Raw genomic sequence first — 24,849 nt, forward strand, 5'->3', positions numbered from 1 at the left:
TGGAAAAGTTTATTTTTGAGCCTGATATGTATGTGGTGATGGTACTGATCCTTTACCCGGTCGTGTTAGTAGGTTCCTCCTTTGGGTGGCGGTTTATTGAAAAGAGGAGAGGGTGATGGAACGGCAGAACAAATACAAATGCGAAGAATGCGGTCATATCTGCGAGCCTGTAGATATCCTTGAAGCGAAGCATCCGTTTATTGATGACGAAAAAGTAATGGGATGCCCAGAATGCAGAGAGATTGATAGTCTTCAGAAAATGTGCGAAGTTGATGGATGCAACAAAGTTGCGTCATGCGGTACACCTGCAAGCGGTGGGTATCTCATTTGTTGTGGCGAGCATTCAGAGAAGTATGGCAGGAGAAATAAATGAAACCCTACACCACAACACCAGAAATCGCCAAAGGACTCACAAAAGAGGACATTGACTTCATCAAGGAGCTGTCCAACGAAATGAGGACTCAGGATACACGATGCACGGCGCAACCGTATGGCCTTGTCATCCGCACAAAAAGAACAGTTTGGGGCTTTGATCCCGACTATGGTGACAGTAGCAACATGGGGCTTATTTGGGGTGAGGAATCCTACAAGGCTGATGAATGGAGCGATTTTATCAATCAGCTCGAAGAGTATGAATACCATGACCTTCTGAAAGAAATTGACGAGTTCGGTGTTTCAAACTTTGTAGACCTTGAAAGAATATGCGACATTAGAAGTTATGACTTCACCATAGCCTGCTATCAGGAGGGCATGGTCGCTGATTCATCGTCAGGTGGATACGAGGGAAATTTCTTCCTCACAGAGAAGGCCGCATTCGCACACATCGAACAGAATAAGCACCACTTTAACAGCCCCGACACTTACGGGATTCATTTGTTCAGAAACCCAGAAATGAAAAGACTGCTTGAAATTGTGCATAAGATAGCGGACGGTGCTGAATGAAACCACAATCCTACAAAGACTACATTCCCAAAGGCGCCCGCGTCCTGCATCTCGTCGTCACTCAGCACTGGTTTGATGAGATCGCGGCGGGGCGGAAACTGGAGGACTTCAGAGTTATCAAAGATTGTTGGTTCACTCGTATGATGCGGAAGAATGAGTCTTCTACATATAAGAAAGAAGTGATCATCGCATCACTACGGCGTGATTGTACTACCACATCGCTCCCTATTGAGGGGTTTGAACTTCTCGGAATTGAATATAGAGAGTTCGACTACGTTGTCCTCAGCGTCGGCTACAAAACCGTCCGCCCGCAGATCATCAGCAAGTGGGGCGGCACACGGATCACCGGGGCGTACGAGCAGACTGACCTCGGCGTCGGTCGGTTCTTCGCGGTGGACGTTTCGGACGTCCTGCATGTTTTGAATTATGGAGGTGAAAGATGACTGTTTTGAGAGTATCTGACTGCCTTAAAAAGGTGAAGTGCTCCCGGGCGACATTCTACCGCCGTATCAAAGAGGGGCTATACCCAGAGCCATTCTACCAGGGCGGGACGCCCTGCTGGGATGAAGAGGACATTGATGCAGCTATTGAAGCTTTAAAGCATCGAGGAAGTCCGACCACCATTGCATCATGACCGTGCGCTCTTTCAAGTGCTGCGCGTGGTTATAGATCCCCCTCACCCCTCCTTTCTCATGGGCCATCTGCGCCTCTATCACATCCGAATTTATGCCAATCTCATACATGTGCTCCGCCAGGAGCGTCGCCGCTGTATGCCGGAAGCCGTGCGCCGTCTGAACGTCTTTGAAGCCCATGCGCTTCATGGCGTAATTGAGCGTGTTTTCCGAAAGCGGGCTGTTCTTCGAGAATGGGCTATTAAACACATAGCGCCCCTGTGGCTCCCCCAGCTCCTTGAGCATGGCGACGACCTGGCGGGACAGCGGGACGATGTGCGGCCGCTTCATCTTCATTTTTTCCTTCGGGATCTTCCAGGTACCAGCTTTCAGGTCCAGCTCGTCCCACTCCATAAAACGGATATTTGCCGGGCGGACGAAAACGTGCGGTAGGATACGAAGTGCCTTCGCCGTCGATGCATCACCGCGGTACTCGTCGATCACGTTGAGGATGGCGCCAAGCTCGCGCGGATCTGTGACGTGGGCGTAGTGGGACGTCTGCATCTTCCCGACGAGAACAGAGACATCGATGTCGTTGACCGGGTTCCGTCGTGCCTTGCCTGTCGTGACGGCCAGGGTGAAGATCCTGGCGGAGATACCGTGTATCCGCTTTGCCGTCTCCCAAAACTCACCTACCCCCTGGATCATCCTGACGATATCTGACGGCTCGACTTCATCGAGATCCATTCTCCCGATCGTGCTGCCAATGTATCTGTCATAGCGCTGCTTCAGCTTATGGTAATACTTTTCCCCCACCTCGCGCTCGAGACGAGCAAAGAAGTCAGCCGCGGCGTCGTCGACGGTATGCTTCTGTACCTCCACCTTCTTTTCGACAGGCGACGTGCCGGCGGCGACCATCTCACGGTACTGCGTCCGGAGCTCCCTGGCCCTGGCCAGAGAAACATCCGGGTACTTCCCGAGTGAGACGGTATTGCGCTTCCCGCCCAGCGTATAGTCGAAGCGCCAAAGCTTCGAGCCTGTCGGCTTTATGATGATGTAAAGCCCGTCGCCGTCGCTGAGGCGCTGCTGGGCTTCGGTCGGTTTTGTGTTCCTGATCTTCCTATCAGTCAGGGGTGTAACTGGTTTGGCCACGGTTCGAGTCCTTAACGTACTGCATCAAAATGGTATCAGATGACGAGCGTACTGCATGATGTACTGCAAATAGCTTGAGATACTGCGATGCACAATGATACAACGTAAGACACTATGAAACAAAGGAAAAGGCAAAAATAGGGCGTTATTGAGACAATATGAGGCTTTATGAAATAGTATGATTCATGTGTGTGGTGTCCCCACGAGGACTCGAACCTCGAGCTAGGCCTTAGGAGGGCCCTGCTTTATCCTGTTAAGCGATGAGGACGTATTGGATAGAAATGAAGAAAGACATTGTATCGAACGGAGCTTTCAATACTGGTAGACGCACTCTTTGTAGATGACGTTGACAATGGGCTGGACGTTGTTGACGCGCCACTGCTCTTCGATGACGCTCTGGCGCAACCCGATGCGTTCCCGGTCCGCGGCGCGTAACTTGCGTACGATCTCCGTGTACGTGTAATTGCGCGGATCGTTGCGGCACCAGGCCATCAGCTCGCTCCCCTTGGCGATGTAACGGTAGTAGTAGTCGTAGCGCGACGTCGGGGATTGGATGCGTTTCGCGGCGCGGTACTGTTTGTCCAAAGAAGCAAAATCGCTTTCGAGCTTTTCGCACGACACCGCCCCCACCATCACCGGGAGGAACATCAGGACAAGGATGGTTTTTTTCATGATATTCACCTCGGCAAAGGGTGGACACCCTGCTGTATCGTGCCGCAGCGCACCTCGGTCACGACCGGCGGGTGGGTAATGGCGTAGCGCGTCAGCTCTGCAGCACTTTCCATGTGAAACGCAGCGATATCGGCCTTTTCCGGTGCGATCTTCTTGCCCAGCATATACCACTTCGTCGTGCTCATCCGGTCTTTGCACGCTTTGTAGATCTTCCCTCCCTCGCTCCTGAACTGCCGTATCACCTTTTCGCTCGTCGGGGAGGGTATCTCGGCTTCTATGACGGCATCATATGCCTTTTCGACCGGTGTAAAAGCTTCAAGCATCCGGGTACACTCCTGCCGTGTTGCGGCAACAAGTAGCATGGGAAAGATCAGGAAAAAAAGTTTCATGCGAAGCCTTTACTTTAGTGCGTAGTAGGTAGTGAGTAGTAAGTAGTTGCTGGATGACGTGTTAGCCTTCACTACTAACTACCCACTACTCACTGCCAACGACTAACTCCCCACTTTTAGACATTCGCATTGGCTATAATGCGAATATCATGTGGTACACCTTCGATAACGACGACCTTATTCTCTCTTTGCGTATTCAGCCGAAGGCGAGTTCGAACGAACTGGCGGAGATCATGGGAGAGGAGCGAAAACTGCGCATTACCGCCCCGCCCGTCGACGGCAAGGCCAATAAACACATCATAGCACTGCTGGCGAAAATGTGCAAGGTGGCCAAAGGGGACGTCACGATAGAGTCGGGGGAGCTGGGAAGAAACAAGAGGGTGCGGATCAGAACCCCCCGGCTTCTGCCTGAGGGAGTCGAGCCGCCGATGTCAGCGTAATCCTTGTTATGTTTGATAAGAGCTTCGACATGTCGAAGCGCATCCATCAATAGACAGAAGGTCGTTAAGCGTGCCTTGAAAGCCGCTGCGGAGGCATAAAGCCGGGAGCAGCGTGCGATTCGCGCAACGACGATTTTCTTTTGTTTCTTTTCTTTGTAAAAAGAAAAGATAGCGAAGAATGTTCATGCCACTTTTTTAGAAAAAGTAGCGCAAAAAGCGGCCTTTCACGAATCGCTCATCCCTCCCGGCTTTATGCCTCCGGGATGGCTTACAAAGAGCGCTCAAGGCCAATTCCTGATTTGATTGAATGCGCTTCGACACCTCGAAGCTTTTTTTGTAGAAGAAAGGAATTAGTGGGTAGCGAAGCAAGCGCTTGGCTTACTTCTCGTCGGCGACCATCCGGTCTTTGGCCGTGATCCCCATCAGGGAGAGACCGGTTCGGATGGAAAGGGCAACCATCAGGAAAAGCTTGAGCAGTTTCGCCTCCTCCTCGGTCCCCAGTACGCGGTAGTCGTAGTAGAACTTGTGCAGACGGGCCGCGAGTGACTTGAGGTACTCCGGCAGTTTCTGCACCTGGCGCGATGCGAAGGCGTCCTCGATCACCTCGGGCAGCAGCAGCGCTTCGAAAAGCAGCGCGTCGGCGTCGGCATTGAGCCCTGTGAGCTCCGCTGCCATAATCTGCTCTTCACTCAGCTCGCTCTTGGAGAGGATCGTCTGGATCCGCGCATGGGCGTAGTTGATGTAGTAGACCGGGTTCGAGTTGTCCTGCTTCTTGAGCGTCTCCACGTCGAACTCAAGGGCCGTATCGCTCTTCTTGCTCGCGAAGATGAAGCGCAGGGCATCCGCGCCGATCTCCTCGACGATGTCGCTCATCAAAATGACGTTGCCGGCACGCTTGCTCATCTTGTACGGTTCGCCGTCTTTGAGCAGGCTGACCATCTGCGACAGCAGGATCTCCAGCTTCTCCGGGTCGTACCCAAGGAAACGCGCCGCCGCCTTGACGCGGGCGATGTAACCGTGGTGGTCCGCGCCCCAGATGTTGATGTAGTGGTCAAACCCCTGTTCGAACTTGCGGTTATGGTAGACGATGTCACCGGCCAGGTAGGTCGGGCGGCCGTCTTCGCGCACGACGACGCGGTCTTTCTCGTCCCCGTGTTCCGTCGAACGGAGCCAGAGCTTCTCTTCGCCCTCGTAGACACCCTCGCCGAGTTTCTTCATGACCCGGTCCCAGTCGTCGTAAAGCGACGCTTCGCTGACAAAGGTATCGAAGTGGATGTTCGCATCTCCCAGGTCGGAGACGATGAGATCCATCACCTTGTCCTTCGCCCAGAGCGCGAGTTCTTTCTGGCGGTCGGCGTTGGTGAGAACATCGCTGCCGAATGCCGTGAGCGCCTCTTCGGCAAGGATCGTCATGTATTCGCCGCGGTAGTACTTCTCCGGCCACTCGACTTCCATGTTGAGGACGCTGTGCTGCCCTTCAAGCTGCAGGCTCACTCCCAGGAGGTCGATCTGGTTGCCGGCGTCGTTGACATAGTACTCGGCCGTGATGTCGTAGCCCAGGCGGCGTCCGAGGCGCAGGAGCGTATCGCCGTAAACCGCGCCGCGGGCATGGCCGATGTGCAGCGGACCCGTCGGGTTTGCGCTGACGAACTCCAGCAGGATCTTGCCTTCGCGGTCGGCATGGCCGAAGGCGTCCGGGTTGGCAAGCGCCCAGCCGGCGTACTCGTCCATAAAGGCTTCGGAGAGACGGAAGTTGATGTACCCCTTGGTTGCTTCGACCGCGGTGAACATTGCATGCTCGCCGAAGGAGGAGGCCAGTTCATCGGCAATCACCATCGGCGATTTGCGCAGTTCCTTGGCCAGGGAGAAGGCAATGGGGGTGGCGTAGTGCCCGAAAGAGCGGTCTTTGGGCTTTTCGAGCACGACCTCGCGCTCAAATTGCGCTTTGAGAAGCGCCGATACACGCTGTTTCAAATCGATTACGCCTGTTTTTCGGATTCTTTGGGTGCTTCGGAAGCCGCCGTTGCATCACCGCCCTCGACTTTCTTGGGGGCCTCGCCGCTTGCAACCTCTTCCGGTTCGTCTTTCATCTCATTCTTGAAGTTCTTGATTCCCTTGCCGATACCCTTGGCAAGATCCGGAATTTTTTTCGCACCGAAGAGCAGGACGATGATCCCGAAAATCAACAGCAGTTCAGTTCCGCTTGGCATACCCATAGTAATTCCTTAGGTGGTTTTTTTGGAAATGTAATAATAGCGAAAAAATGCGGGGATATTGGTTAGTAAAGCCGTTTTACGGCATGGAGGGCGGCGCTACTGCGCTTCCCAGGCCTGTACGAATTCATTGATCGTGAGCGTCGGCACTTTCAGGCGGGCGGCCCTGGCGACGGAAATGAGCACTTCCGCCGCTTCGTCGAGGTCGTCATTGATGATGATGTAGTCGTATTCGCACATGCGCTGGACTTCGCGCTTGGCCATATCGATCCGGCGTTCGATCACCTCCGGCGCATCGGTGGCCCGTGACCGGAGACGCTGCTCGAGTTCGCTCAGGCTCGGGGTCGTAATAAAGGCCGAGGTCGTGATGTCGCCCATGCGGTTCTGGACCGCGTCGTGTCCCTGGACGTCGATGTCGAAAATGACGAGCTTCCCCTCGGAGAGGGCCTTTTTCACGGGTTTGAGCGAGGTACCGTAGTAGTTGCCGTGCACGACGGCGTATTCCAGGAAATTCTCCTCGTCGATATCGCGTTTGAAGCTCTCTTCGTCGACGAAGTGGTAGTGCACACCGTCAATTTCCCCCTCGCGCATCGGGCGTGTCGTCGTCGAGATGGAAAAGTAGTAGGGCCCGATCGCCTCGGCCACCTTCTTGATCAATGAGCTCTTCCCCGCCCCGCTTGGGCCCGAAAGCACCAGGATCGCTCCGCCGTTTTTGTTCATGCCTTCTCCCCGAATGAAATATCGATGCGTACGCCCATCGCCTTGAGGGCCTGGGCAACGGATTCGTCGCTGAGGATCGCCATCAGGTCCTGCAGCGCTTCGACGCCGCGGGCATGCAGGTCGATGTCGCTGAAATCCGTTCCGCCTTCGGCGGGTTCCGGCGCATCGGCGTCATAGAGTACCTCGTCGACGGGCCGTTCCCACTCCCTCCGGTCCAGGTGCTCCATCGCCGCCTCGATCTGCTCTTCGTAGCCGGCCGCCATCTCCTCGTCGCCTTCCACGGCGTCCAGAAGCTCTTTGAGCTCGTCGATCTCCGCACTGTTGAAAACCGGAGCCGACGACTCCGCCTCCCACGCTTCGGCCGCTTCGTCGGCATCGAAAACGTCGCTGCGTTCGACCAGGGCGCTTACCGCCAGTTCCGCATCATCCAGGGCATGGCCGAGCTCTTCGGGCAGGAACGGTTTGCCGAGCACGGCATCATACCCCTGGGGCATCGTTTCGAAGCGCGATCCGATAAAGATGGCGTAGTGCCCCTCTTTTTTTGCAGCTGCCGCGTCATAGCGCATCGCGACGCTGTCGTCGACGATCACGACATCCGCCCGTTGCCCGCCGGAGCGCTCCGTATTCAAAAAACTATCCCCGCGTTTTTGGGCCAGACGCTCGACCAGTTTAGCGACGATCGGTGTGGTGTTGAGCAGCGCGATGGTCATAACGTCCCTTGATTGCGGTATGAGAATACCCGTAAAAGTGTGTTAGCATTGTAACAAAAAAGCATCGTGATCCGAATGAAACACCTCCTCTTTGCCGGCCTTTTCCTCATGCCCCTCTTGGGCAGCGAGGCATTTTTGCTGCCGCACCGCTGGCAGGATGCCCGGCATGTTCTCGGGGTCATGATCCGCAGTGTTGACACCCCGCTCACCATCGTGACTGCGCGACTGGACGACCCCTATTTGCGCCGGACGCTCCGCCGTGCTCTTGAACAAGAGAAAGCGGTGACGCTCATCACGTCCTCGCCGGCAACGGCATCGCAGTGGGCGATGTATCGTTCCCTGCAGGCCTGTATCCTTCCACCGGACAGCAACATGACCTTCAGTCTCGTCCGTTCGTCCAAGCGAGGCTGTATGCTGAGCCACACCCTCGATACGGAGTTGCTTCGAAACATCCCGGGCCTGATGCTCTGCGATGACGGCACCGTGTTCGATGAAACACTCAGACTGCTGCGCCAAGAGTGCAAACCGTATTTCGCCCCTTAGCGCCTATTTGACCTGGACCAGCTTCTGATCTTCGAGCTTGTAGACCCGCTGGCAGCGGTCCGCCAGCTGCAGTTCATGCGTCACGAGCAGCAGACCGGCATCGTGTTCATGTATATAGCGGTCGAACAGGTCCATGACCTCGCAGGCCGTCTCCAGGTCCAGGTTCCCCGTCGGTTCGTCGGCATAGATGAGACGCGGTTTCTTTGTCAGCACCCGCGCGACGGAGAGGCGCTGCTGCTGCCCGCCGGAGAGCTCCGTCACTTTCTGGCCCACAACATGCTCGATCTTAAGCGCACGCAGCAGCTCCGATTCGACCGGTTCGTTGGAAAGGATGGAAGCGACCTCTAGGTTTTCCGCACCCGTAAACCCTTTGAAGAGATAGTGTGACTGGAAGATGATCCCCAGCTGATGCCGGCGAAGCTCCACCAGGCCGCGGTTGGAAAGCCCCTGCATCGGTTCGCCCATCAGGGTGACACTGCCGCTGTCGGGGGAGAGCAGCGTCGAGAGGATATGCAGCAGGGTCGATTTACCGCTGCCGCTGACGCCGATGATGGCGACGGACTCGTGACTGTCGATCGAGAGGTCGACGTCGGAAAAAAGCGGGTAATCGAAATGGTGGGCAATGCCGCTGGCTTCAAGCAGTTTCATGAATGCAATAGTAGTGCGTTTTGGGTTAGTTCTGGGTTAGTTTGAAGGGTTTTGGGAGAAAAGCGGGTGACGGTGTCACCCGGAAGAAGGCAACAGCCGGCTTACGCCATCTGTGCAGCGACTTCGGCAGCGAAGTCGTCTTGTTTCTTCTCGATGCCTTCGCCGACTTCAAGGCGGATGAAGGCAACGACTTCAGCACTGCCGCCGGCAGCTTTTGCCGCGTCAGCGACTGCCTGGGCAACCGTTTTCTTGTCGTCGAGAACATAGTTCTGATCCAGGAGACACTGCTCTTTATCGAGGGTAGTGTTGTCCTCGATGTAGCGTGCAAGTTTACCCGGCAGGATGTTCGGGATGATTTTCTCCGGTTTGCCTTCGGCGAGGAGTTCTTCTTTCATCTTCGCTTCGGCCACGGCCAGGACATCCTCAGTCAGTTGGGACATGGAGATGTACTCCGGAACGTTTTTAAGCGGCTTTTTCAGGCGGGAGAGCTCTTCGTTCTCTTTTTTGATCGCTTCGATGCGGCCTTTTGTTTCGGCAGCAACGAAATCAGCGTCGAAGTCTTTGAAGCTCAGCGTAGACGGTTTCATTGCAGACGCGTGCATCGCGACCTGCTTGGCAACCGGTACCATCGCTTCCGCTGTTTTCGCAGAGTCACACTCGATCGCAACGATAACACCGATGCGCGTGTTGGAGTGGATGTAACCGTTGACCGCGACGTTCTCGCTGCCGCTCAGTGCCGCGATGCGGCGCAGTTCGATCTTCTCACCGATCTTTGCGACCGCTTCGTCGAAGTAGACGCTGAACGCCTTGCCTTCGAGTTCCGTTTCGCGCAGTGCTTCCGCTGTATCGGCTTCCGTCGTGAATGCCTGCTCAACGGTTTTGGAAACGAGATTCTGGAAGCCGTCGTTTTTCGCAACGAAGTCCGTCTCGGAGTTGACTTCAACCAGAGTCGCGCGTTTGAAATCTGCAGAAATTTTCAGGCCGATAGAGCCCTCGGCAGCAACACGGTCCGCTTTTTTCGCTGCCTGAGCAATCCCGCGTTCACGCAGCCACTCTTTGGCTTTGTCCATGTCGCCGTTTGACTCGGTGAGCGCCTTTTTACAGTCCATCATCGGTGCGTCAGTTGCCTGACGCAGCTCTTTTACCATTGCTGCTGAGATTTCTGCCATGATTATGCTTCCTCTGTCGTTGTTTCTTCTGCTGCGGCTTCTACAGTTTCCGCCGCTTCAGCTTCTTCGCCTTCCGCTTCCGCGTTGTCGGCGATCATCGCTTTACCTTCGTTAACTGCTGCCGCCATCTCTTTACAGAAAAGCTGGATAGAGCGGATCGCGTCATCGTTACCCGGGATCGGGAAGTCGATCAGGTCCGGATCACAGTTTGTATCGAGCGGTGCAACAACCGGGATACCGAGGTTGCGTGCTTCTTTAACGGCGATGTGCTCTTTGACGGCGTCAACGACGAACATCATGTCCGGCAGTTTTTTCATATCGCGGATACCGCCGAGGTAGGACTCGAGCTTCTCTTTCGTACGTGCCATCATCAGCGCTTCTTTTTTGGTCAGAAGGTTGATCTGGCCGCTCTCTTGCATCTGCTCGATGACTTCAAGCTTGCGCAGAGACTTCTGGATCGTCGGGAAGTTCGTCAGCATACCGCCGAGCCAGCGGTTGTCGACGTAAGGCATACCGCAGCTCTCAGCCGCTTCTTTGATGGCAACGCGTGCCTGCTTCTTCGTACCGACGAACATGACGGTTTTGCCTTCGGCAGCAGCATCAACGACGATCTGGTACGTGTTGCGGAAATAGCGCAGCGTCTTCTGCAGGTCGATGATGTAAATGTTCTTGCGGACACCGAAGATGTATTTTTTCATTTTCGGGTTCCAGCGGCGTGTCTGGTGACCGAAGTGGACACCGCATTCGAGAAGGTCTTTCATAGTTACCATAATTATGGTCCTTTCAGCATCGTGCCCCGGGGGCACGATTAAATGTAAAAAATACCGGTTCGCTTCAATGCCCCCGGCAGTCCTCTTCTATTTTTTCAGACGAGGCTGCACCGGTTTTTGGGTTTGGCACCTGAGATCTTGTTCCCCGGCATTCCAACAGAACGCATGGAGAAAATCGCGGAATTTTATCTTATAAAGACTTAAGTAATAGTTAAGCATACATATTGATATCTCCTCCCGTTTCACCGCTGTTAATTTCAATTGCGCTTTATATTTATTCTGGTAGGCTGTGTAATACTATTGTGATTAATTCGTTTTTCTTATGTTAAGGATTAGATGTCCGGAAAAACGATACACATGTTCAAGGAGATAATAATGAAAACACCGTTGATCCTTTCCGTTGCCGCTGCGGCGATTCTGAGCGTCGGCCTCCAGGCCGATGAAACGACCGACCGCATGGAGGCGATGGAGGCCCAGATCGAGGCGCTGCAGGCGGAGCTTTCCGCCATGAAAGATGCCAAAGCCGACACAGCGGAAGCGGCGGTAGACGATGAAGAAGGCAGCGAAGAGGAAGGCGATGAGACCGATGAGCGTCTGACCGACCTCGAGGAACAGGTCAGCACGATCAACAAAAATACGTCGGGGAGCCACCTCAAGTTCGGCGTCGATTTCCGCACGGCCGTCGACAACCTGAACTACGAAATGGCCGGCAAGGCCTACAATCCGGACACGATGGCCTTTGACGGCGACGACACACAGAGCAACGACGCTTTCCTGACCAACCGCCTCTGGCTCAACATGGAGTGGCTGGCAACGGAAAATATGAGCTTCACCGGCCAGCTCGCCTACAACAAGGCCTACGGCTACCGCAGCGGGTTCAATGGCGGTTACCCCGGTTTCGAGACCTTTGACTGGATCACGAACGAAAATGCCTATGACGACGTTGTCCGTGTCCGTTCCGCGTATTTCTTCTACCGCAACGACACCTTCCTCGGTGCGGACATCCCCTGGACCTTCAGCATCGGCCGCCGCCCCTCTACGAACGGCCACCTCATCAACCTGCGCGACGATGACCGCCCTGCGTCACCGATGGGGCACAACATCAACGTCGAATTTGACGGCATGAGTTCCAAGTTCAGCTTTGAGGAGCTCACCGGTATCGACGGGATGTACATCAAGTTCTGCGCCGGCCGCGGCGGCACGAATGCCAACGCGAAGTTCTTTACGGTCAGCATGGAGAACAACAATACCCTGGGCACGGCGGCACCTTATGCCAAGAATGACGCCGACCTCCCCGACATCGACCTGGGCGGCGTGATCTTCGTCCCCTACGATGACGGTCAGTACAGCCTCGGCACGCAGTACTACTATGCCACACACCTCATCGACGCTTCCGTTACCCCGACTCCGGGCGGGTACGTCTTTAACGGGATGGAGGACGTCGGGAGCATGCACGCCGTCACGGCGAACTTCATGATCAACGGTATTGGCAACGGTTGGAGCGACTTCCTCGACGATACGGTCTTCTTCGCCAGCGGCGCGATGAGCATCACCGATCCCAAAGAGAACGGCCAGGGGATGCTGGGCTCCACCGACAGCAAAACCGGTTCGTCCTACTGGGTCGGGCTCCAGGTCCCGACGCTGTTCACCGATATGGGACGCATCGGCTTCGAATACAACCACGGTGACAAGTACTGGCGTTCCATTACCTACGCGGAGGATACGAACATCGGTTCCAAAGTCGCCGCACGCGGTAATGCTTATGAGGCCTACTATACGGACTACCTCATCGAAGATGTCTTCAGCTTCCAGATCCGCTATACGTACATCGACTACGAGTACACCGGTTCAAACGGCTTCTTCGGTACCGCAACGGGTGAGCCGCTCAAGATCGAAGATCTCGCGACGACCAATCCGGGACTGGCCAGCGTCACCGTCGACAAGGCCCAGGACATCCGCTTCTACCTGCGCTACCGCTACTAAGCGCCTGCCCTCCGGGCGGTGCCTTGTAACGTTTTACGTCGCCAACGGAAAAAATCCTTTAGCTGTTCTGCAGCTCCGCCAGCTTCTTCTTCACCTCTTCGACATGCACGATCTCGTACTTCTCACCGTTCTTTGAACGTTTCTGACGGACTTTGACATTCCCCCATGCCGCGGCAACCTTTCCTTGCGGATCGATGATATAGGTCGTACGGACGATCCCCATATACTCTTTGCCGTAGTTCTTCTTCAAAGCCCAGACGCCGTAATCTTCCATCATGGTATGCTCCGGGTCGCTGAGCAGGGTGATCTTCAGCGACTGCTTCTCGATAAAGCCGCGGTGGACCTTGGGCGAATCGGCGCTGACGCCGAAGATGGCGGCATTCAGCCCCTTGAATTCGGGCAGCTGTTCGGTAAAGTCGCACGCTTCGGTCGTACAGCCGGGCGTATTGTCCTTGGGATAGAAGTAGAGCACGATCCACTTTCCTTTGAGATCGCGCGAACAGATCTCCACCTCGTCCTGGTTCTCCAGGCAAAAATCCGGTGCAACGGTTCCGACTTCAAGCATTATTTTGTCCTTTATTTTTTGATGAATCATAGCATAGGTGCCAAGTGCAGCAACCATTCCTTCCCCGCAAAACCAATCGAAAGAGCTTCGGTTCCCGAAGCGCATAAAATCGATAGGCACCCTGCCGTTAAGCGTGCCGTGAAAGCCGCTGCGGAGGCACAAAGCCGGGAGCAGCGTGCGATTCGCGCAACGACGATTTTCTTTGGTTTCGTTTCTTTGTAAAAAGAAAGGAAAAGGAAAGACTCTTTGCCACTTTTTTAGAAAAAGTAGCGCAAAAAGCGGCCTTTCGCGAATCGCTCATCCCTCCCGGCTTTATGCCTCCGGGATGGCTTACAAAGAGCGCTCAAAGCCAATTCCTGATTTGATTGAATGCGCTTCGACGTGTCGAAGCTTTTTTCCAATCGGTTTTGTTTCTTTGTAAAAGAAAGGAAAAGAACAACGGGACCTATAAACTATTCTCGTCGACGATACTGATATCGGGAAAGGCATGCAGCAGCAGGTCTGCCGCAACGCCGTTGCCTTTGGCGATCTCGTTGCCCGCCTCGTCCAGAACAGGCGTCGTGCCGATCCCGCAGCTGGGGGATTTCGATTTGAGGATGACCGCCGTTGCATCCGGGTGCGCCTTGATCAGCGCCTCGGTCTGTTCGACCAGCGCCTTAGTCACGTCGGTACCGTCCGCATCCTTTTTCACGCGCAGGCCGTGATCCTCGGTCGCGACGACGCTGATCCGCCCGCGGGGTGTCCCCAGGACCGGGGCTTCCGGACAGAAGGGAATGACCTCTTTGTCTGCCAGAAAGGCGAGAACGCCGTCATCTTTTTTAGTAGCTCCATCATATCGGCATTTTTCGCCCAGCAGACAGGCAGAGACAATCACCTTTTCCTTCCTCATATTCCATCCCATTAAACTATCTTACTCTGAAAAATCGTGAGGTTGCTCACGATTCTTTCCGAGATATCATCATATCTACAAGCTTCTCCCAGCAGACAGGCGGAGACGATCACCTTCTCTTTTTGCATGGCACTACGCGATGACGACCGATTTGAGTTCCGTCATCTCCTCGATGGCGAACCGCGGTCCCTCGCGGCCGACGCCGCTGAGTTTGACCCCGCCGTAGGGCTGGATGTCGAAACGCAGGGTCGGCATGTCGTTGATGACGATCCCGCCCGCCTCGAGTTCGCTGATCGCGCGCTGCGTCAGTGCCAGGTCGTTGGTAAAGAGGGAGAACTGGAGCCCGTAGGGCGAATCGTTCATCCGGGGAGCGGCGTCATCGAAACCGTCAACCTTCACCAGGGAGACGATCGGCGCAAAAACCTCTTCGCAGACGATCGCCATATCGTCGGTGACATCCGCCATGACGGTCGGGTAGAACATCGTCCCCTCGCACTTCACCTCCGTCATCGGACGGGCCCCTTCGTCGATGGCGCTCTGCACCCAGGAGAGCGCCCGCTCCGCCGACTCCTCGTTGATGAGCGGTCCCATGAAGGTATCGTCTTCGTAGGGCGATCCGACAACGAGCTTCTGCGTCGCTTCGGCCATTTTCTGCGCAAACACGTCGTAGACGTCACTGTGGACATAGATGCGCTGCAGCGAGATGCAGACCTGCCCGGAGTTGACAAAGGCCCCGAGCGCACAGCGCTGCGCGGCAAGATCAAGGTCGGCACTCTTGTCGATGAAGGTTGCCGCGTTGCCGCCCAGCTCCAGGCTCACCTTTTTGATCCCGGCACTCTTGGTGATGATGTTGCCGACCGGAACGGAACCGGTAAAGCTGATCTTGCGCGGGATATCGCTGCCGACCAGGGTGCTGCCGACTTCGGCATCGCCGTAGACGACGCTCAGCGCGTCTTTGACCGCATGGGGGCTCTCGATGAATAGTTTGGCGAACTTGTAGGCCGTCAGCGGCGCTTCCGGTGTCGGCTTGAGCACGACCGTATTGCCGGCAACGAGGGCCGGGGCGAGCTTGTGCGCCACCAGGTTCAGCGGGAAGTTGAAGGGGGTAATCGCCGCGATAACGCCGACGGGTTCGCGGATGTAGAAGGCCGTCGTCTTACGCCCGCTGGGCATCGCATCGGTGTTGATGGTTTCGCCGTGCATGGTGCGCATGGTCTCGGCGGCGAGGGTGACCGTTTCGATGCAGCGCTCCACCTCGACCCGGGCGAACGCGATCGGTTTGCCGACCTCGTCCGTGATCGTCTTGGCAATATCCTCTTTCTGTTCCCGCAGCTTTGCCGCCACGTCATGCAGCCAGTCGCAGCGCTGCGACAGCGTCGACACTTTAGCTGCTTTTGCGGCCGCTTTGGCGATCTCCAGTGCCCGCCGTGTCTCTTCCGCGCCGCAGTGCGGTGCCTTTGAAACGACCCGGCCGTCAAAGGGGCTGCAGCGCTCCGTCCAGCTTCCCGTCACCGCTTCGTTTGAACCGAAAAATACCTTTGCTTCCATCGTCCGCTCCCAGATGTAAAGAGTGTTTCCATTATACAAAGCGCCCCGTTAAGCCATGGATTCTTCCCGGCCTTTACGCTGATTTTAGAAAAAACCTTTTACAATCGAAACAAAAAATGCGGCATCTCCCGAATGCCGCCGTGAGGAAAACGATGCTTAACCTTGAAATCATGCCCGGCCAGCTCGGCGTCCGTCCCCCGGTGACCAAACCCCACCCCGGCTTCTACCCGCAGGTCGGCGAAGAACGCTTCCGCAAGCTCGTCGACGACCACTACGAACTGATCCGCGACAGCGATATCGCCTTTTTGTTCCCCGTCAACGACGAAGACGATTTCCAGCAGGCCAAGAACAATGCCGCCGACTTCTTTATCCAGATCTGCGGCGGCCCGGACTACTTCAACCAGCACCGCGGCGAACCGAGAATGGTCGGCCGCCATGCCCCCTTCCGCATCGACGAAGCTGCCCGCCGCCGCTGGCTGGAGTTTTACGCCCAGCTGCTGCCCCAGCTCGTCGAAGAGGGCATAGACGAAGCCTACGTCCAGTCCTTCTGGGACTACATCAACGTCTTCTCAGGATGGATGATCAACACCCCCTCCGCTTAAGTGCTAAGTGCTAAGTGCTAAGTGCTAAGTGCTAAGTGCTAAGTGCTAAGTGCTAAGTGCTAAGTGCTAAGTGCTAAGTGCTAAGTGAAGGGTGTGACAATCCGTTTCTTTTGTCAAGCTAGAAACGATAATTAGCGGTCGAGCGAATCTGTGATGCATGGCATGTCCCGAAAGCGACAGCCTTTTATCCTTTTTTCTTCCCGGTTCGGCTTCTTTTTTGGATAAGCATAAGTGCTAAAGCACAATACATGCGAGGCACTAAATGCCGAGTCGTAAAAAAGAAGGGGAACAAAACACCAATAAGAAAACGATAACGCCCCAAGTAATCCCCCCTTTATCCCATCTATGCAAAAATGTACCCGACTAAAAAGGGGTGCAAAATCATGATAATCGAATCAAACTACGTCGATATCCGCCGCCGCGAGATCTACCCCGCCAAAGTCGTCATTGAAAGCGGCGTTATCGATTCCATCACGCGGATCGACACCCCCTGCTCCACCTACCTCCTCCCCGGTTTCATCGACGCACATATCCACATTGAAAGCTCCATGCTCCCGCCGAGCGAATTCGCCCGCCTCGCCACGCTCCACGGCACCGTGGCGACCGTCTCCGACCCCCACGAGATCGCCAACGTCCTCGGGATCAAAGGCGTGGAGTTCATGCTGGAGAATGCCCAGAAGGTCCCCTTCCATTTCGCCTTCGGGGCCTCCCCCTGCGTCCCGGCGACCCCCTTTGAGACGAGCGGCGCGGCCCTCGGCATCGAGGAGGTGAAAACACTGCTGATGAACCCGCAGATCGGCTACCTCAGCGAGGTGATGAACTTCCCCGGGGTCATCGCCGGCGACGCGGAGATACTTGCCAAAATCGCGGCCGCGAAAGCGCTGGGCAAACCCGTCGACGGCCACTCCCCCGGCCTGCGCGGCGACGACCTGAAACGCTACATCGCCACCGGCATCACGACCGACCATGAGGCCTTCACCTACGAAGAGGGGCTGGAGAAGGTGCAGTCGGGGATGAAGATCCTCATCCGTGAAGGCTCCGCCGCGAAAAACTTCGAAGCCCTTGCCCCGCTGATAGGCGAATACCCCGAAATGCTGATGTTCTGCAGCGACGACCGCCACCCCGACGACCTCCGCCGCGAACACATCAACGCCCTCGTACGGCGTGCCGTTGCAAAGGGGTATGACCTTTTCGACGCGCTCCGTATCGCCTGCCTCAACCCCATTGAACACTACGGCCTCGGCGTCGGGACGCTGCGGCCGGGGGAGAGCGCCGACCTCATCGAAGTCGACAACCTGGAGGGTTTCACCGTTCTGCGCACCGTGATCGGCGGCCGAACAGTTGCCGAAAAAGGCAGGAGCCTGATCCCCTCCGTGCCGCTGCCGGAGCTCAACAACTTCCATACGGCGCCGAAGCGGCCGGGGGATTTCGCCCTCCCCTCCTGTGACACTGCGGAGGTGATCCAGGCCGTCGACGGCGAACTGGTCACCCACGAGATGATCGTCTCGCTGAAAAACGTTCCCGCCCGCCGCATCGGTGACCCCGACCACGACATTCTCAAAATTGCCGTCGTCAACCGTTACGAAGACACCCCGCCCGCCGTCGCCTATGTGAACGGTTTCGGGCTCAAAGCGGGGGCCATCGCCTCCAGTGTCGCCCATGATTCACACAACATCATCGCCGTCGGCTGCAGCGACGAAGCTATCGCCAAAGCCGTGAATCTCGTGATCTGTGCCGAAGGCGGCATCTGCGCCTTGAACGCTTCCGAGCAGCATCTCCTCCCGCTGCGTATCGCCGGGATTATGAGCGGGGAGGACGGCTTCAAAGTCGCTGAACAGTACGAAGCCCTGGATCGCTTCGTCAAAAGCGCGCTGGGTTCGAAATTGCATGCACCGTTTATGACGCTTTCGTTTATGGCGCTGCTCGTCATCCCCGAGCTCAAGCTCAGCGACAAAGGGCTCTTCGACGCGCGGAGCTTCCACTTCATCAAAGGGTGCAAATTAGAACCATGAACCTTTTTCAACTCCGCGACCACGGCACGGACATCCGCACCGAGATGACCGCCGGCTTTACGACCTTCCTCGCCATGCTCTATATCGTTCCCGTCAACGCCGCGATCCTCAGTGCAGCGGGTCTCCCCTTCGATGCAGTCATTACCGCAACGGCAGTCATGACCATCATCGCTTCCGTCCTCAACGGCCTCTGGGCCAACACCCCTATAGCCATGAGCGTCGGCATGGGGCTTAACGCCTACTTCAGCTTCGGACTCGTCAAGGGGATGGGGCTGGTGTGGCAGACGGCGCTGGGGATCGTCTTCCTCTCCGGCATCCTCTATATCCTCATCAGCATCACCCCGCTGCGGCGCTGGATGATCGCAACGATCCCCATCGACGTCAAACGCGCCGTCAGCGCAGGAATCGGCGCCTTCATCGCCTTTATTGGGATGGAACAGCTCCACCTCATCACGGACAGCCCGGCGACGCTGGTCACCCTGGGGAACCTCAAAGACCCCCACCTCCTCATCGGCCTTTTCGGCCTCGCTCTGACAATCTTCCTGGTCATCAAGAAAGCCCGCGGGGCCTTTATCCTCTCCATCACGCTGACCGCCCTGCTCGCCTGGGCGACTGGGGTGGAGCCGATGCCCGGGGCCTTTTTCTCCCTACCCGCCTCCATGGCGCCGATCGCCTTCGAACTCGACATCGCTTCGGCCCTGAGCCTCTCGATGGCACCGCTCATCCTCATCTTCCTTATCACCGACCTCTTCGACACCCTCGGCACCCTGACCGGGGTGGGGATGCGCGCGAACCTCTTTCACGGCAAAGACTCGGTACCCCTGCAGCGCACCATCGAGGCCGATGCGGCGGCGACGATGCTCAGCGGCCTCGCCGGGGTCACCAGCACGACCGCGTTCATCGAGAGCGCCGCGGGCGTCGAGGCAGGTGGACGGACGGGACTGACCGCCGTCGTCACCGGGCTGCTTTTCATATTGCCGCTCTTCTGGCTCCCCTTTTTCCAGGCAATCCCCTCCAACGCCATCTACCCCGTTCTTATCGTTATCGGCGTCATGATGTTCGGGGAACTGCAGCACATCGACTATTCGGACGCGGCGGTCAAATACAGCACCTTCCTCATCGTCCTCGGGATGCCGCTCACCTACTCCATCACCGACGGGCTGCTGCTGGGGTCACTCGCCTACGTCTTTATCCGCCTCATACAGGGGCGTTTCAGACAGATCGATATCGCGATGGGCGTCCTCGCCGCCGTCGCCCTGCTCGTCTTCTTCGTCCTCTAAACTCAACCGAAAATACGTCTGAGCTCCTCGTCCGTATTGGCGTTGAGCACCACCTTCGGATCGTCGACGTCAACGGCCTCTGCGATACCCGTAGCCTCGATCCATGCATCGAGGCGTCCCGCGTCCGAGGCGAGCAGATCGCTTCTCATCACGGCACTGATGCGCTGCGGCGGGGCGCGGTGCCCCTCGAAAAAAGCCGTCGCCACGGCGCTATTACTCCGGGAGAGTGCCTCGAAGACACGTTTGTCCGGCACGGGGCGGTCCACCTGGCAAAAGTAGAGCTCCGGGGCATCAAGCGTCTCGAACGCCCTCTTGACGGAGGAGAACATCCCCTCCTCGTACACTTCGTTGCGGATCACCTTCACCCCATCGGGAAGGATGGCACTGATCTGATCAAAGGCATGTCCCAGGACGACGGCGACGTCATAGCCGTAGCTGCGCAACTGCCGGATCTGCCGGTTGATCAGGTACTCCCCCTCCACCCTGTACAGTGATTTCAGATCAGAGGTGCGGGAGGACCTCCCGGCGGCGAGCAGAACGACCGTCATCTCTCCTCCGGCTGCGACAGCGCTTCTTTGATCATGTTGAACGCCACCCGGAGGCGGTACGCTTGCGTCGAACGGAAACCGCCTGAAGGGTCCGTATCGCTCTCAAGGGCCGCTTTGATCGCCGCATCGTCGTACACACCCCCATCCAACAGGGCCTCGAGGGTTCTGAAACGGACGGGATTCGGCCCCAGCGAGGCCCCGCTGATACGGAAACCGCCGTGGCCATGCGTCAGGGCGATGCTCACCTTTGCGATGTTGAGCCGCTCCCGCGTTCCCGCCTTGCGGTAATACCAGCTCCCCGTCTGCAGCGGGACGGTGACGGCGGTAATAAGCTCATGGTCGAGTTTCGTGCATCTGTAGCCGCAGAAGAGCGTTTCAAGCGGCACGCTCCGCTCCCCGTCCTGCGACGTCAGCGTCACCGTAGCCTCCAGCGCCACCAGCGCAGCCGTCAGGTCGGCCGCAGGCGAGGCGTTGGCGATGTTGCCGCCGACGGTGGCGAGGTTGCGGATCTGGTGCGAGCCGAAGGTTTCGGTACAGGCCGCCAGCAGCGGCAGGGATGCCCGGACCACATCGCTGCGGAGCAGTTCGTTGAGCGTCACAAGCGCGCCGATCCGCATGTAGTCGCCCTCCACGCTAATGCCCCGCAACTCCTCCAGGGTGTGTATGTCGATGAGAACAGTTGTTTGGGGCGCATGCCGAAGCTGCAGCGCCGCGTCGGTACTGCCGCAGAGCAGCTGGGCTTCCGGATACTGTGCCAACAGCGCCGTTGCCTCATCCAGGTTTGCCGCACGCCGATAGTTCATGACTTTACCTTTACGATGGCCTCGACGATCTTCCGGTAGCCTGTACAGCGGCAGAGGTTACCGTCAAGGGCCGCCTTGATCGCCTCTTCACTGCGTTCTCCGCCGTGACTGAGGTAGTCGTAGGCGCGCAGGACGAAGCCCGGCGTGCAGAAGCCGCACTGCACCGCTCCGTGTTCGGCGAAGCTTTCGCGGATCGCTGCCGTCTCTTCTTGCAGCCCCTCGAGCGTCACAACCTCCGCGTCCTGTATCTGCGGGGCGAGCAGCAGGCAGGCGTTTACGAGTCTGCCGTTCACAAAAAGGCTGCAGGCGCCGCACTCCCCTTCGCCGCAGCCCGCCTTGACCGACGTCATTCCCGCCTCGCGCACCAGGTCGAGCACCCGGCTCTCCGGGGCACAGTCAAAGCGGTGGGTGCGGCCGTTGATCGTACACGTTATCTGCATGCTTCCTCCACCGTTTCCGGGGTGATCGGCAAAGCGTCAAAAGCGTTTCCGAGGGCATGCCCAAGCGCGTTGGCGACGGCGGCCGCCGGACCGTCCATCGGCAGCTCCCCCAGCCCCAGCGAAGGAGCTTCCACACCAAGGAAACGCACGGAAATTTCCGGCAGGTCGGGTGCCATCGGCAGCGTATAATCACTGAAACGGGGACTTCGTACGCGCCCCGCTTCATACACCAGGCGCTCGAAAAGGGCATACCCGATCCCCTGGGCCACCCCCCCTTCGACCTGCCCCTCCGCCATCATGGGATTGACGACCATTCCGACATCGTTGTAGGCGTCGAAACGTACGACCCGGACGCGGTAGTCGACGGGGTCGACTTCCACCTCGGCGATGTAGCATCCCAGTCCGTACGCCTCGTAGCCGTTGCCGTAAAAGAGGTCTTCATCCCAGAGAATGTCGGCGGGCTGTTCATAGGAGGCCCCGAACTGCTGCGGAGCGCCGCTTTGCCGGTAGCGCGCCACCGCCTCCCGGTACCCGTCTGGAGTGTCGTAGTCCCCAAGCGCCGTTTTCAGCTTGCCCGCCGCCTGTGCGAGCAGGCGCCCGACGATCATCACCGTCCGTGAGGCGACCGTCGGGCCGCTGTCGGCGACTTCGGCGGTATTCGGGGTACGGCAGGAGACCATATCAACGGGGAGGTCCAGTGCATCGGCGACGATCTGCGGCAGCGCCGTCAGCGTTCCCTGTCCCATCTCCACGCTCCCGACGCGGATCTCGACGCTGCCGTCCGCCTCCAGGACGATCGAGACGCCGGAAGCCAGCATGCTCTCCCCGACGCCCGTGTAGCCCGCCCCGTGCATGAAGAGCGCCATCCCGACCCCTCGGTGCGGCGCCGGGGAGTCATAGAGGGCATCAAAACGACTCTCATTGCGTGCGCTCTCGAACAGATCACGCAGCCGGGCGTGTTCGGCGATCGGCACCCCCGAAACGCCGACCGATCCCGCACCGGGAAGGTTGCGTTCGCGCACAACTGCCGGCGAGAGGCCGAGCGTGCGGGCGATGTCGTCCATATGGCGCTCGATCCCGAAAAGCACCTGCGGGGCACCGAAACCGCGGAATGCTCCGTTGGGCGGGGTATTCGTCGCCACGGCGCGGGCGTCGACCCTGATGCAGCCGCAGTCGTAGAAGCCCGCCGCATGCAGAACGCAGCGCGCGAGGACAACGGGCGAGAGCGTTACATAGGCGCCGCCGTCGATCGTGATATCCACCTCAAGCGCATGAAGTTTACCCGTGGAATCAAAGCGGCTTCTGTAGCGCAGTTTTGAGGGGTGCCGCTTGGTCGTGTAGGCAATATCCTCTTCACGGTCATAGACGATTTTGACATCCTGCCCCGCCTTCTTGCAGAGCAGGTAGGCGTAGCCCGCGATCAGGGAGGGGTAATCCTCCTTGCCGCCGAAGCCGCCCCCCGTCGGGGCCTGTTCCACCTCGATCTTCTCGCCGGCCAGCCCTTCCAGCGCCGCCTCGACGAAGAAGGGGCACTGCATGGAGCCGATGATCTTTACCCTCCCGCCATCAAAGCGCGCCACCATGCTCTGCGGCTCCAGGTAGGCCTGTTCCTGATGCGGGGTCGTGTAGGTCTTTTCCAGGGTGTACAGCCCTGTCTCATCCGGAGGGTTTCCTTTTACCGTATGAATGGCTTTGAAAACATTGTCATCGCCGTAGAGCCGCTGTTTGAGTGCCAGGGACTCTTCCATGCTCAGTACCGGCGCCTGCGCGTCGTAGTCGATCATGATGTGGGCCGCCGCCTCGCGGAGCCGCCGTTTTGAACGGTGTGCCAGCAGCAGGATCGGCTCCCCGATATGCCGGACCCTCGCCTCCGCCAGGAAGGGCTGGTCGTCTGTGAGGACAACGTTGGCGTTGCGACCCTCGATGTCTCTGTGGTCGACGATGACGATATCGGAAAAGTCGAAAGAGGGGTCAAAAGTGATCGCACTGATCTTTCCGTAGGCGATCTCTGAGCGGACAACCGCCCCGTACAATCCGTCAAAAGGCAGATCATCCGTATAGCGCAGCGTCCCGTCCGCTTTCGCTGCGGCATCGACACGAACCACACTCTCGCCTAGCACTCCCATCACGGCCTCCTCGCACGAACGGCTCCCTCCGGAGCCACCTTAAACCATTATGCCCAAACCTTCGCGAAAGCCCCATTAACACTGCCTTAAACACCTCTTGGATAAAATATCCGACTTTCGTAGAATTACCGATAATTTGGAGAACCAATGAACGAAGCCAAGTACATTTGGATGAACGGCGAATTCCTTCCATGGCACGAATCAAAAGTCCACGTACTGTCACACACGCTGCACTACGGCAACGGCGTCATCGAGGGGACCAAGGCGTATAAAACCGACAAGGGGTACGCCATCTTCCGCCTCAACGACCATACCGAGCGTCTGATCCAGTCGGGCAAAATGGTCCTGCTGAACATCCCCTACAGTGCTGAAGAGCTCAACAATGCACAGATCGAGCTGATCCGCAAGAACGAATTCACGGGCGACAACGTCTACCTTCGCCCCTTTTCCTTCCTGGGCTACGGCGTCATGGGCCTCTACCACAAGGACGCCCCGGTCGAGACGGCCGTCGCTGCGTGGGAGTGGGGCGCCTACCTCGGCGAAGAGGGCATGCGCAAAGGGATCCGCCTCAAGATCTCCTCGTTCACCCGCCCGGCCAACACCTCCAACATGGGCAAAGCCAAGGCGGTCGCAAACTACCTGAACTCCCAGATGGCCAAGTTCGAAGCGGTCGAGTGCGGTTACGACGAAGCCCTGCTGCTTGACGACCAGGGCTACGTCGCCGAAGCGAGCGGCGCGGGCTTTTTCATGGTCCGCGACGGCAAGCTTATCTCGCCGCCGAATGACAACTCTCTCGAATCGATCACCCAGAAGACGATTATCGAACTGGCCCAGGATATGGGCTTCGAGGTAATCCGCCGCCGCGTCACCCGCGAAGAGGCCTACATCGCCGATGAAGCCTTCCTGACCGGTACCGCCGCGGAGATCACCCCGGTCCGCGAGATCGATGCCCGCATCCTCGGCAACGGCGCCCGCGGCCCGATCACGGAAAAACTGCAGAGTGCCTACTTCGACGTCGTCTTCGGACGCAACCCGAATTACACGCACTACCTGACCTACGTCTAAAGGAACGCA

At 57.4% G+C, this 24,849-nt stretch carries 27 protein-coding genes and 1 tRNA gene; 10 read left to right on the top strand and 18 right to left on the bottom strand.

Annotated elements, in window-relative coordinates:
* The first annotated feature begins 115 nt into the window (after nucleotides 1–115).
* From WCX49_RS11915 to WCX49_RS11925, 3 genes are read left to right on the top strand one after another with little or no spacing between them, the layout of a single operon-like run.
* Entirely contained in the window at nucleotides 116–373 is a 258-nt protein-coding gene (locus WCX49_RS11915; RefSeq protein ID WP_345985302.1) for a hypothetical protein, read from the top strand.
* Complete coding sequence (locus WCX49_RS11920) at nucleotides 370–942, top strand: hypothetical protein (protein ID WP_345985303.1); 573 nt, start codon at nucleotides 370–372, stop codon at nucleotides 940–942. Before WCX49_RS11915 ends, WCX49_RS11920 begins: the two co-directional genes overlap by 4 nt.
* Nucleotides 939–1,385, top strand: coding sequence for a hypothetical protein (locus WCX49_RS11925; RefSeq protein WP_345985304.1), 447 nt, complete (start codon nucleotides 939–941; stop codon nucleotides 1,383–1,385). Before WCX49_RS11920 ends, WCX49_RS11925 begins: the two co-directional genes overlap by 4 nt.
* Before the next feature lie 141 nt (nucleotides 1,386–1,526).
* Here the strand turns inward: WCX49_RS11925 and WCX49_RS11930 are convergent, their stop codons facing one another.
* From WCX49_RS11930 to WCX49_RS11945, 4 genes are all read right to left on the bottom strand, one after another.
* Complete coding sequence (locus WCX49_RS11930; RefSeq protein ID WP_345985305.1) at nucleotides 1,527–2,705, bottom strand: integrase arm-type DNA-binding domain-containing protein; 1,179 nt, start codon at nucleotides 2,703–2,705, stop codon at nucleotides 1,527–1,529.
* Between the two features lie 192 nt (nucleotides 2,706–2,897).
* A tRNA-Arg gene (locus tag WCX49_RS11935) sits at nucleotides 2,898–2,973 on the bottom strand.
* 44 nt (nucleotides 2,974–3,017) lie between these two features.
* Entirely contained in the window at nucleotides 3,018–3,377 is a 360-nt protein-coding gene (locus WCX49_RS11940; RefSeq protein ID WP_345985306.1) for a hypothetical protein, read from the bottom strand.
* Nucleotides 3,378–3,382: 5 nt separating this feature from the next.
* Complete coding sequence (locus WCX49_RS11945) at nucleotides 3,383–3,766, bottom strand: hypothetical protein (RefSeq protein ID WP_345985307.1); 384 nt, start codon at nucleotides 3,764–3,766, stop codon at nucleotides 3,383–3,385.
* Nucleotides 3,767–3,915: 149 nt separating this feature from the next.
* Here WCX49_RS11945 and WCX49_RS11950 point away from each other — a divergent pair, with 149 nt between their 5' ends.
* Entirely contained in the window at nucleotides 3,916–4,206 is a 291-nt protein-coding gene (locus WCX49_RS11950) for a DUF167 family protein (RefSeq protein ID WP_345985308.1), read from the top strand.
* A 378-nt stretch (nucleotides 4,207–4,584) separates the two neighbouring features.
* On the opposite strand, the gene argS is transcribed toward WCX49_RS11950, so the two are convergent.
* The 4 genes from argS to WCX49_RS11970 form a co-directional block, all read right to left on the bottom strand.
* Complete coding sequence (gene argS, locus WCX49_RS11955; RefSeq protein WP_345985309.1) at nucleotides 4,585–6,180, bottom strand: arginine--tRNA ligase; 1,596 nt, start codon at nucleotides 6,178–6,180, stop codon at nucleotides 4,585–4,587.
* Nucleotides 6,181–6,185: 5 nt separating this feature from the next.
* The gene (locus tag WCX49_RS11960; RefSeq protein WP_345985310.1) at nucleotides 6,186–6,422 is read right to left on the bottom strand and encodes a twin-arginine translocase TatA/TatE family subunit; all 237 of its coding nucleotides are present in this window, start codon (nucleotides 6,420–6,422) and stop codon (nucleotides 6,186–6,188) included.
* A gap of 96 nt (nucleotides 6,423–6,518) precedes the next feature.
* Complete coding sequence (gene gmk / locus WCX49_RS11965) at nucleotides 6,519–7,139, bottom strand: guanylate kinase (RefSeq protein WP_345985311.1); 621 nt, start codon at nucleotides 7,137–7,139, stop codon at nucleotides 6,519–6,521.
* Nucleotides 7,136–7,849 carry a hypothetical protein gene (locus WCX49_RS11970; RefSeq protein ID WP_345985312.1) on the bottom strand — a complete coding sequence of 238 codons (714 nt, stop codon included), beginning with the start codon at nucleotides 7,847–7,849 and terminating at the stop codon, nucleotides 7,136–7,138. Before WCX49_RS11970 ends, gmk begins: the two co-directional genes overlap by 4 nt.
* 66 nt (nucleotides 7,850–7,915) lie before the next feature.
* Here WCX49_RS11970 and WCX49_RS11975 point away from each other — a divergent pair, with 66 nt between their 5' ends.
* Nucleotides 7,916–8,392: a hypothetical protein gene (locus WCX49_RS11975; RefSeq protein WP_345985313.1), complete on the top strand. Its 477-nt coding sequence runs from the start codon at nucleotides 7,916–7,918 to the stop codon at nucleotides 8,390–8,392.
* Nucleotides 8,393–8,395: 3 nt separating this feature from the next.
* Here the strand turns inward: WCX49_RS11975 and WCX49_RS11980 are convergent, their stop codons facing one another.
* The 3 genes from WCX49_RS11980 to rpsB form a co-directional block, all read right to left on the bottom strand.
* The gene (locus tag WCX49_RS11980; protein ID WP_345985314.1) at nucleotides 8,396–9,040 is read right to left on the bottom strand and encodes an ABC transporter ATP-binding protein; all 645 of its coding nucleotides are present in this window, start codon (nucleotides 9,038–9,040) and stop codon (nucleotides 8,396–8,398) included.
* A 101-nt stretch (nucleotides 9,041–9,141) separates the two neighbouring features.
* Nucleotides 9,142–10,209, bottom strand: a complete 1,068-nt coding sequence (gene tsf / locus WCX49_RS11985) for a translation elongation factor Ts (RefSeq protein ID WP_345985315.1) — start codon at nucleotides 10,207–10,209, stop codon at nucleotides 9,142–9,144.
* Between the two features lie 2 nt (nucleotides 10,210–10,211).
* A complete protein-coding gene (rpsB, locus tag WCX49_RS11990; RefSeq protein ID WP_345985316.1) occupies nucleotides 10,212–10,979 on the bottom strand; it encodes a 30S ribosomal protein S2 in 768 nt (255 codons plus the stop codon).
* Between the two features lie 375 nt (nucleotides 10,980–11,354).
* On the opposite strand from rpsB, the gene WCX49_RS11995 reads away from it, so the two are divergent.
* Nucleotides 11,355–12,962: a DUF3373 family protein gene (locus WCX49_RS11995; protein WP_345985317.1), complete on the top strand. Its 1,608-nt coding sequence runs from the start codon at nucleotides 11,355–11,357 to the stop codon at nucleotides 12,960–12,962.
* Nucleotides 12,963–13,020: 58 nt separating this feature from the next.
* Here WCX49_RS11995 and WCX49_RS12000 read toward each other — a convergent pair whose 3' ends face one another.
* The 3 genes from WCX49_RS12000 to WCX49_RS12010 all read right to left on the bottom strand — a co-directional run bounded on the left by WCX49_RS12000 (nucleotide 13,021) and on the right by WCX49_RS12010 (nucleotide 15,964).
* Nucleotides 13,021–13,527: a peroxiredoxin gene (locus WCX49_RS12000; protein ID WP_345985318.1), complete on the bottom strand. Its 507-nt coding sequence runs from the start codon at nucleotides 13,525–13,527 to the stop codon at nucleotides 13,021–13,023.
* 445 nt (nucleotides 13,528–13,972) lie between these two features.
* The gene (locus tag WCX49_RS12005; protein WP_345985319.1) at nucleotides 13,973–14,401 is read right to left on the bottom strand and encodes a DUF523 domain-containing protein; all 429 of its coding nucleotides are present in this window, start codon (nucleotides 14,399–14,401) and stop codon (nucleotides 13,973–13,975) included.
* A 147-nt stretch (nucleotides 14,402–14,548) separates the two neighbouring features.
* The gene (locus WCX49_RS12010; protein WP_345985320.1) at nucleotides 14,549–15,964 is read right to left on the bottom strand and encodes an aldehyde dehydrogenase family protein; all 1,416 of its coding nucleotides are present in this window, start codon (nucleotides 15,962–15,964) and stop codon (nucleotides 14,549–14,551) included.
* 152 nt (nucleotides 15,965–16,116) lie between these two features.
* Here WCX49_RS12010 and WCX49_RS12015 point away from each other — a divergent pair, with 152 nt between their 5' ends.
* From WCX49_RS12015 to WCX49_RS12025, 3 genes are all read left to right on the top strand, one after another.
* Nucleotides 16,117–16,566, top strand: a complete 450-nt coding sequence (locus WCX49_RS12015; RefSeq protein ID WP_345985321.1) for a globin — start codon at nucleotides 16,117–16,119, stop codon at nucleotides 16,564–16,566.
* Between the two features lie 383 nt (nucleotides 16,567–16,949).
* Nucleotides 16,950–18,578 (top strand): adenine deaminase, encoded by a 1,629-nt coding sequence (gene ade, locus WCX49_RS12020; RefSeq protein ID WP_345985322.1) that lies wholly within the window; start codon nucleotides 16,950–16,952, stop codon nucleotides 18,576–18,578.
* On the top strand, nucleotides 18,575–19,858 hold the full coding sequence (locus WCX49_RS12025; RefSeq protein WP_345985323.1) for an NCS2 family permease: 1,284 nt from the start codon (nucleotides 18,575–18,577) through the stop codon (nucleotides 19,856–19,858). Before ade ends, WCX49_RS12025 begins: the two co-directional genes overlap by 4 nt.
* Nucleotides 19,859–19,860: 2 nt before the next feature.
* Here the strand turns inward: WCX49_RS12025 and WCX49_RS12030 are convergent, their stop codons facing one another.
* Genes WCX49_RS12030 through WCX49_RS12045 form a run of 4 tightly spaced genes read right to left on the bottom strand, consistent with a single transcriptional unit; the run spans nucleotide 19,861 to nucleotide 23,775 of the window.
* Nucleotides 19,861–20,406 (bottom strand): NTP transferase domain-containing protein, encoded by a 546-nt coding sequence (locus WCX49_RS12030; RefSeq protein WP_345985324.1) that lies wholly within the window; start codon nucleotides 20,404–20,406, stop codon nucleotides 19,861–19,863.
* A complete protein-coding gene (locus WCX49_RS12035) occupies nucleotides 20,403–21,209 on the bottom strand; it encodes an FAD binding domain-containing protein (RefSeq protein ID WP_345985325.1) in 807 nt (268 codons plus the stop codon). The genes WCX49_RS12030 and WCX49_RS12035 overlap by 4 nt, the downstream gene beginning before the upstream one ends.
* A complete protein-coding gene (locus WCX49_RS12040; protein WP_345985326.1) occupies nucleotides 21,206–21,649 on the bottom strand; it encodes a (2Fe-2S)-binding protein in 444 nt (147 codons plus the stop codon). The genes WCX49_RS12035 and WCX49_RS12040 overlap by 4 nt, the downstream gene beginning before the upstream one ends.
* Entirely contained in the window at nucleotides 21,640–23,775 is a 2,136-nt protein-coding gene (locus WCX49_RS12045) for a xanthine dehydrogenase family protein molybdopterin-binding subunit (RefSeq protein WP_345986813.1), read from the bottom strand. The genes WCX49_RS12040 and WCX49_RS12045 overlap by 10 nt, the downstream gene beginning before the upstream one ends.
* A 147-nt stretch (nucleotides 23,776–23,922) precedes the next feature.
* On the opposite strand from WCX49_RS12045, the gene WCX49_RS12050 reads away from it, so the two are divergent.
* Nucleotides 23,923–24,840 carry a branched-chain amino acid transaminase gene (locus tag WCX49_RS12050; RefSeq protein WP_345985327.1) on the top strand — a complete coding sequence of 306 codons (918 nt, stop codon included), beginning with the start codon at nucleotides 23,923–23,925 and terminating at the stop codon, nucleotides 24,838–24,840.
* The last annotated feature ends 9 nt before the right edge of the window (nucleotides 24,841–24,849 follow it).

The sequence above is a fragment of the Sulfurimonas sp. HSL-1656 genome, from assembly GCF_039645585.1.
GTDB classification, from domain to species: Bacteria; Campylobacterota; Campylobacteria; order Campylobacterales; family Sulfurimonadaceae; genus Thiomicrolovo; species Thiomicrolovo subterrani.

Excerpts from the sequence above, each read along its gene's own strand:
- rpsB (WP_345985316.1), bottom strand. The coding sequence starts at position 10,979 with ATGGTAACTATGAAAGACCTTCTCGAATGCGGTGTCCACTTCGGTCAC.
- WCX49_RS11960 (WP_345985310.1), bottom strand. The coding sequence starts at position 6,422 with ATGGGTATGCCAAGCGGAACTGAACTGCTGTTGATTTTCGGGATCATC.
- WCX49_RS12010 (WP_345985320.1), bottom strand. The coding sequence starts at position 15,964 with ATGGAAGCAAAGGTATTTTTCGGTTCAAACGAAGCGGTGACGGGAAGC.
- WCX49_RS11970 (WP_345985312.1), bottom strand. The coding sequence starts at position 7,849 with ATGACCATCGCGCTGCTCAACACCACACCGATCGTCGCTAAACTGGTC.
- WCX49_RS12045 (WP_345986813.1), bottom strand. The coding sequence starts at position 23,775 with ATGGGAGTGCTAGGCGAGAGTGTGGTTCGTGTCGATGCCGCAGCGAAA.
- WCX49_RS11920 (WP_345985303.1), top strand. The coding sequence starts at position 370 with ATGAAACCCTACACCACAACACCAGAAATCGCCAAAGGACTCACAAAA.
- WCX49_RS11995 (WP_345985317.1), top strand. The coding sequence starts at position 11,355 with ATGAAAACACCGTTGATCCTTTCCGTTGCCGCTGCGGCGATTCTGAGC.
- WCX49_RS12030 (WP_345985324.1), bottom strand. The coding sequence starts at position 20,406 with ATGACGGTCGTTCTGCTCGCCGCCGGGAGGTCCTCCCGCACCTCTGAT.
- WCX49_RS11925 (WP_345985304.1), top strand. The coding sequence starts at position 939 with ATGAAACCACAATCCTACAAAGACTACATTCCCAAAGGCGCCCGCGTC.
- WCX49_RS12050 (WP_345985327.1), top strand. The coding sequence starts at position 23,923 with ATGAACGAAGCCAAGTACATTTGGATGAACGGCGAATTCCTTCCATGG.
- WCX49_RS12040 (WP_345985326.1), bottom strand. The coding sequence starts at position 21,649 with ATGCAGATAACGTGTACGATCAACGGCCGCACCCACCGCTTTGACTGT.
- ade (WP_345985322.1), top strand. The coding sequence starts at position 16,950 with ATGATAATCGAATCAAACTACGTCGATATCCGCCGCCGCGAGATCTAC.
- WCX49_RS11915 (WP_345985302.1), top strand. The coding sequence starts at position 116 with ATGGAACGGCAGAACAAATACAAATGCGAAGAATGCGGTCATATCTGC.
- WCX49_RS11950 (WP_345985308.1), top strand. The coding sequence starts at position 3,916 with ATGTGGTACACCTTCGATAACGACGACCTTATTCTCTCTTTGCGTATT.
- WCX49_RS12000 (WP_345985318.1), bottom strand. The coding sequence starts at position 13,527 with ATGCTTGAAGTCGGAACCGTTGCACCGGATTTTTGCCTGGAGAACCAG.
- WCX49_RS11945 (WP_345985307.1), bottom strand. The coding sequence starts at position 3,766 with ATGAAACTTTTTTTCCTGATCTTTCCCATGCTACTTGTTGCCGCAACA.
- tsf (WP_345985315.1), bottom strand. The coding sequence starts at position 10,209 with ATGGCAGAAATCTCAGCAGCAATGGTAAAAGAGCTGCGTCAGGCAACT.
- WCX49_RS12025 (WP_345985323.1), top strand. The coding sequence starts at position 18,575 with ATGAACCTTTTTCAACTCCGCGACCACGGCACGGACATCCGCACCGAG.
- WCX49_RS12035 (WP_345985325.1), bottom strand. The coding sequence starts at position 21,209 with ATGAACTATCGGCGTGCGGCAAACCTGGATGAGGCAACGGCGCTGTTG.
- WCX49_RS12015 (WP_345985321.1), top strand. The coding sequence starts at position 16,117 with ATGCTTAACCTTGAAATCATGCCCGGCCAGCTCGGCGTCCGTCCCCCG.
- gmk (WP_345985311.1), bottom strand. The coding sequence starts at position 7,139 with ATGAACAAAAACGGCGGAGCGATCCTGGTGCTTTCGGGCCCAAGCGGG.
- WCX49_RS11980 (WP_345985314.1), bottom strand. The coding sequence starts at position 9,040 with ATGAAACTGCTTGAAGCCAGCGGCATTGCCCACCATTTCGATTACCCG.
- WCX49_RS11940 (WP_345985306.1), bottom strand. The coding sequence starts at position 3,377 with ATGAAAAAAACCATCCTTGTCCTGATGTTCCTCCCGGTGATGGTGGGG.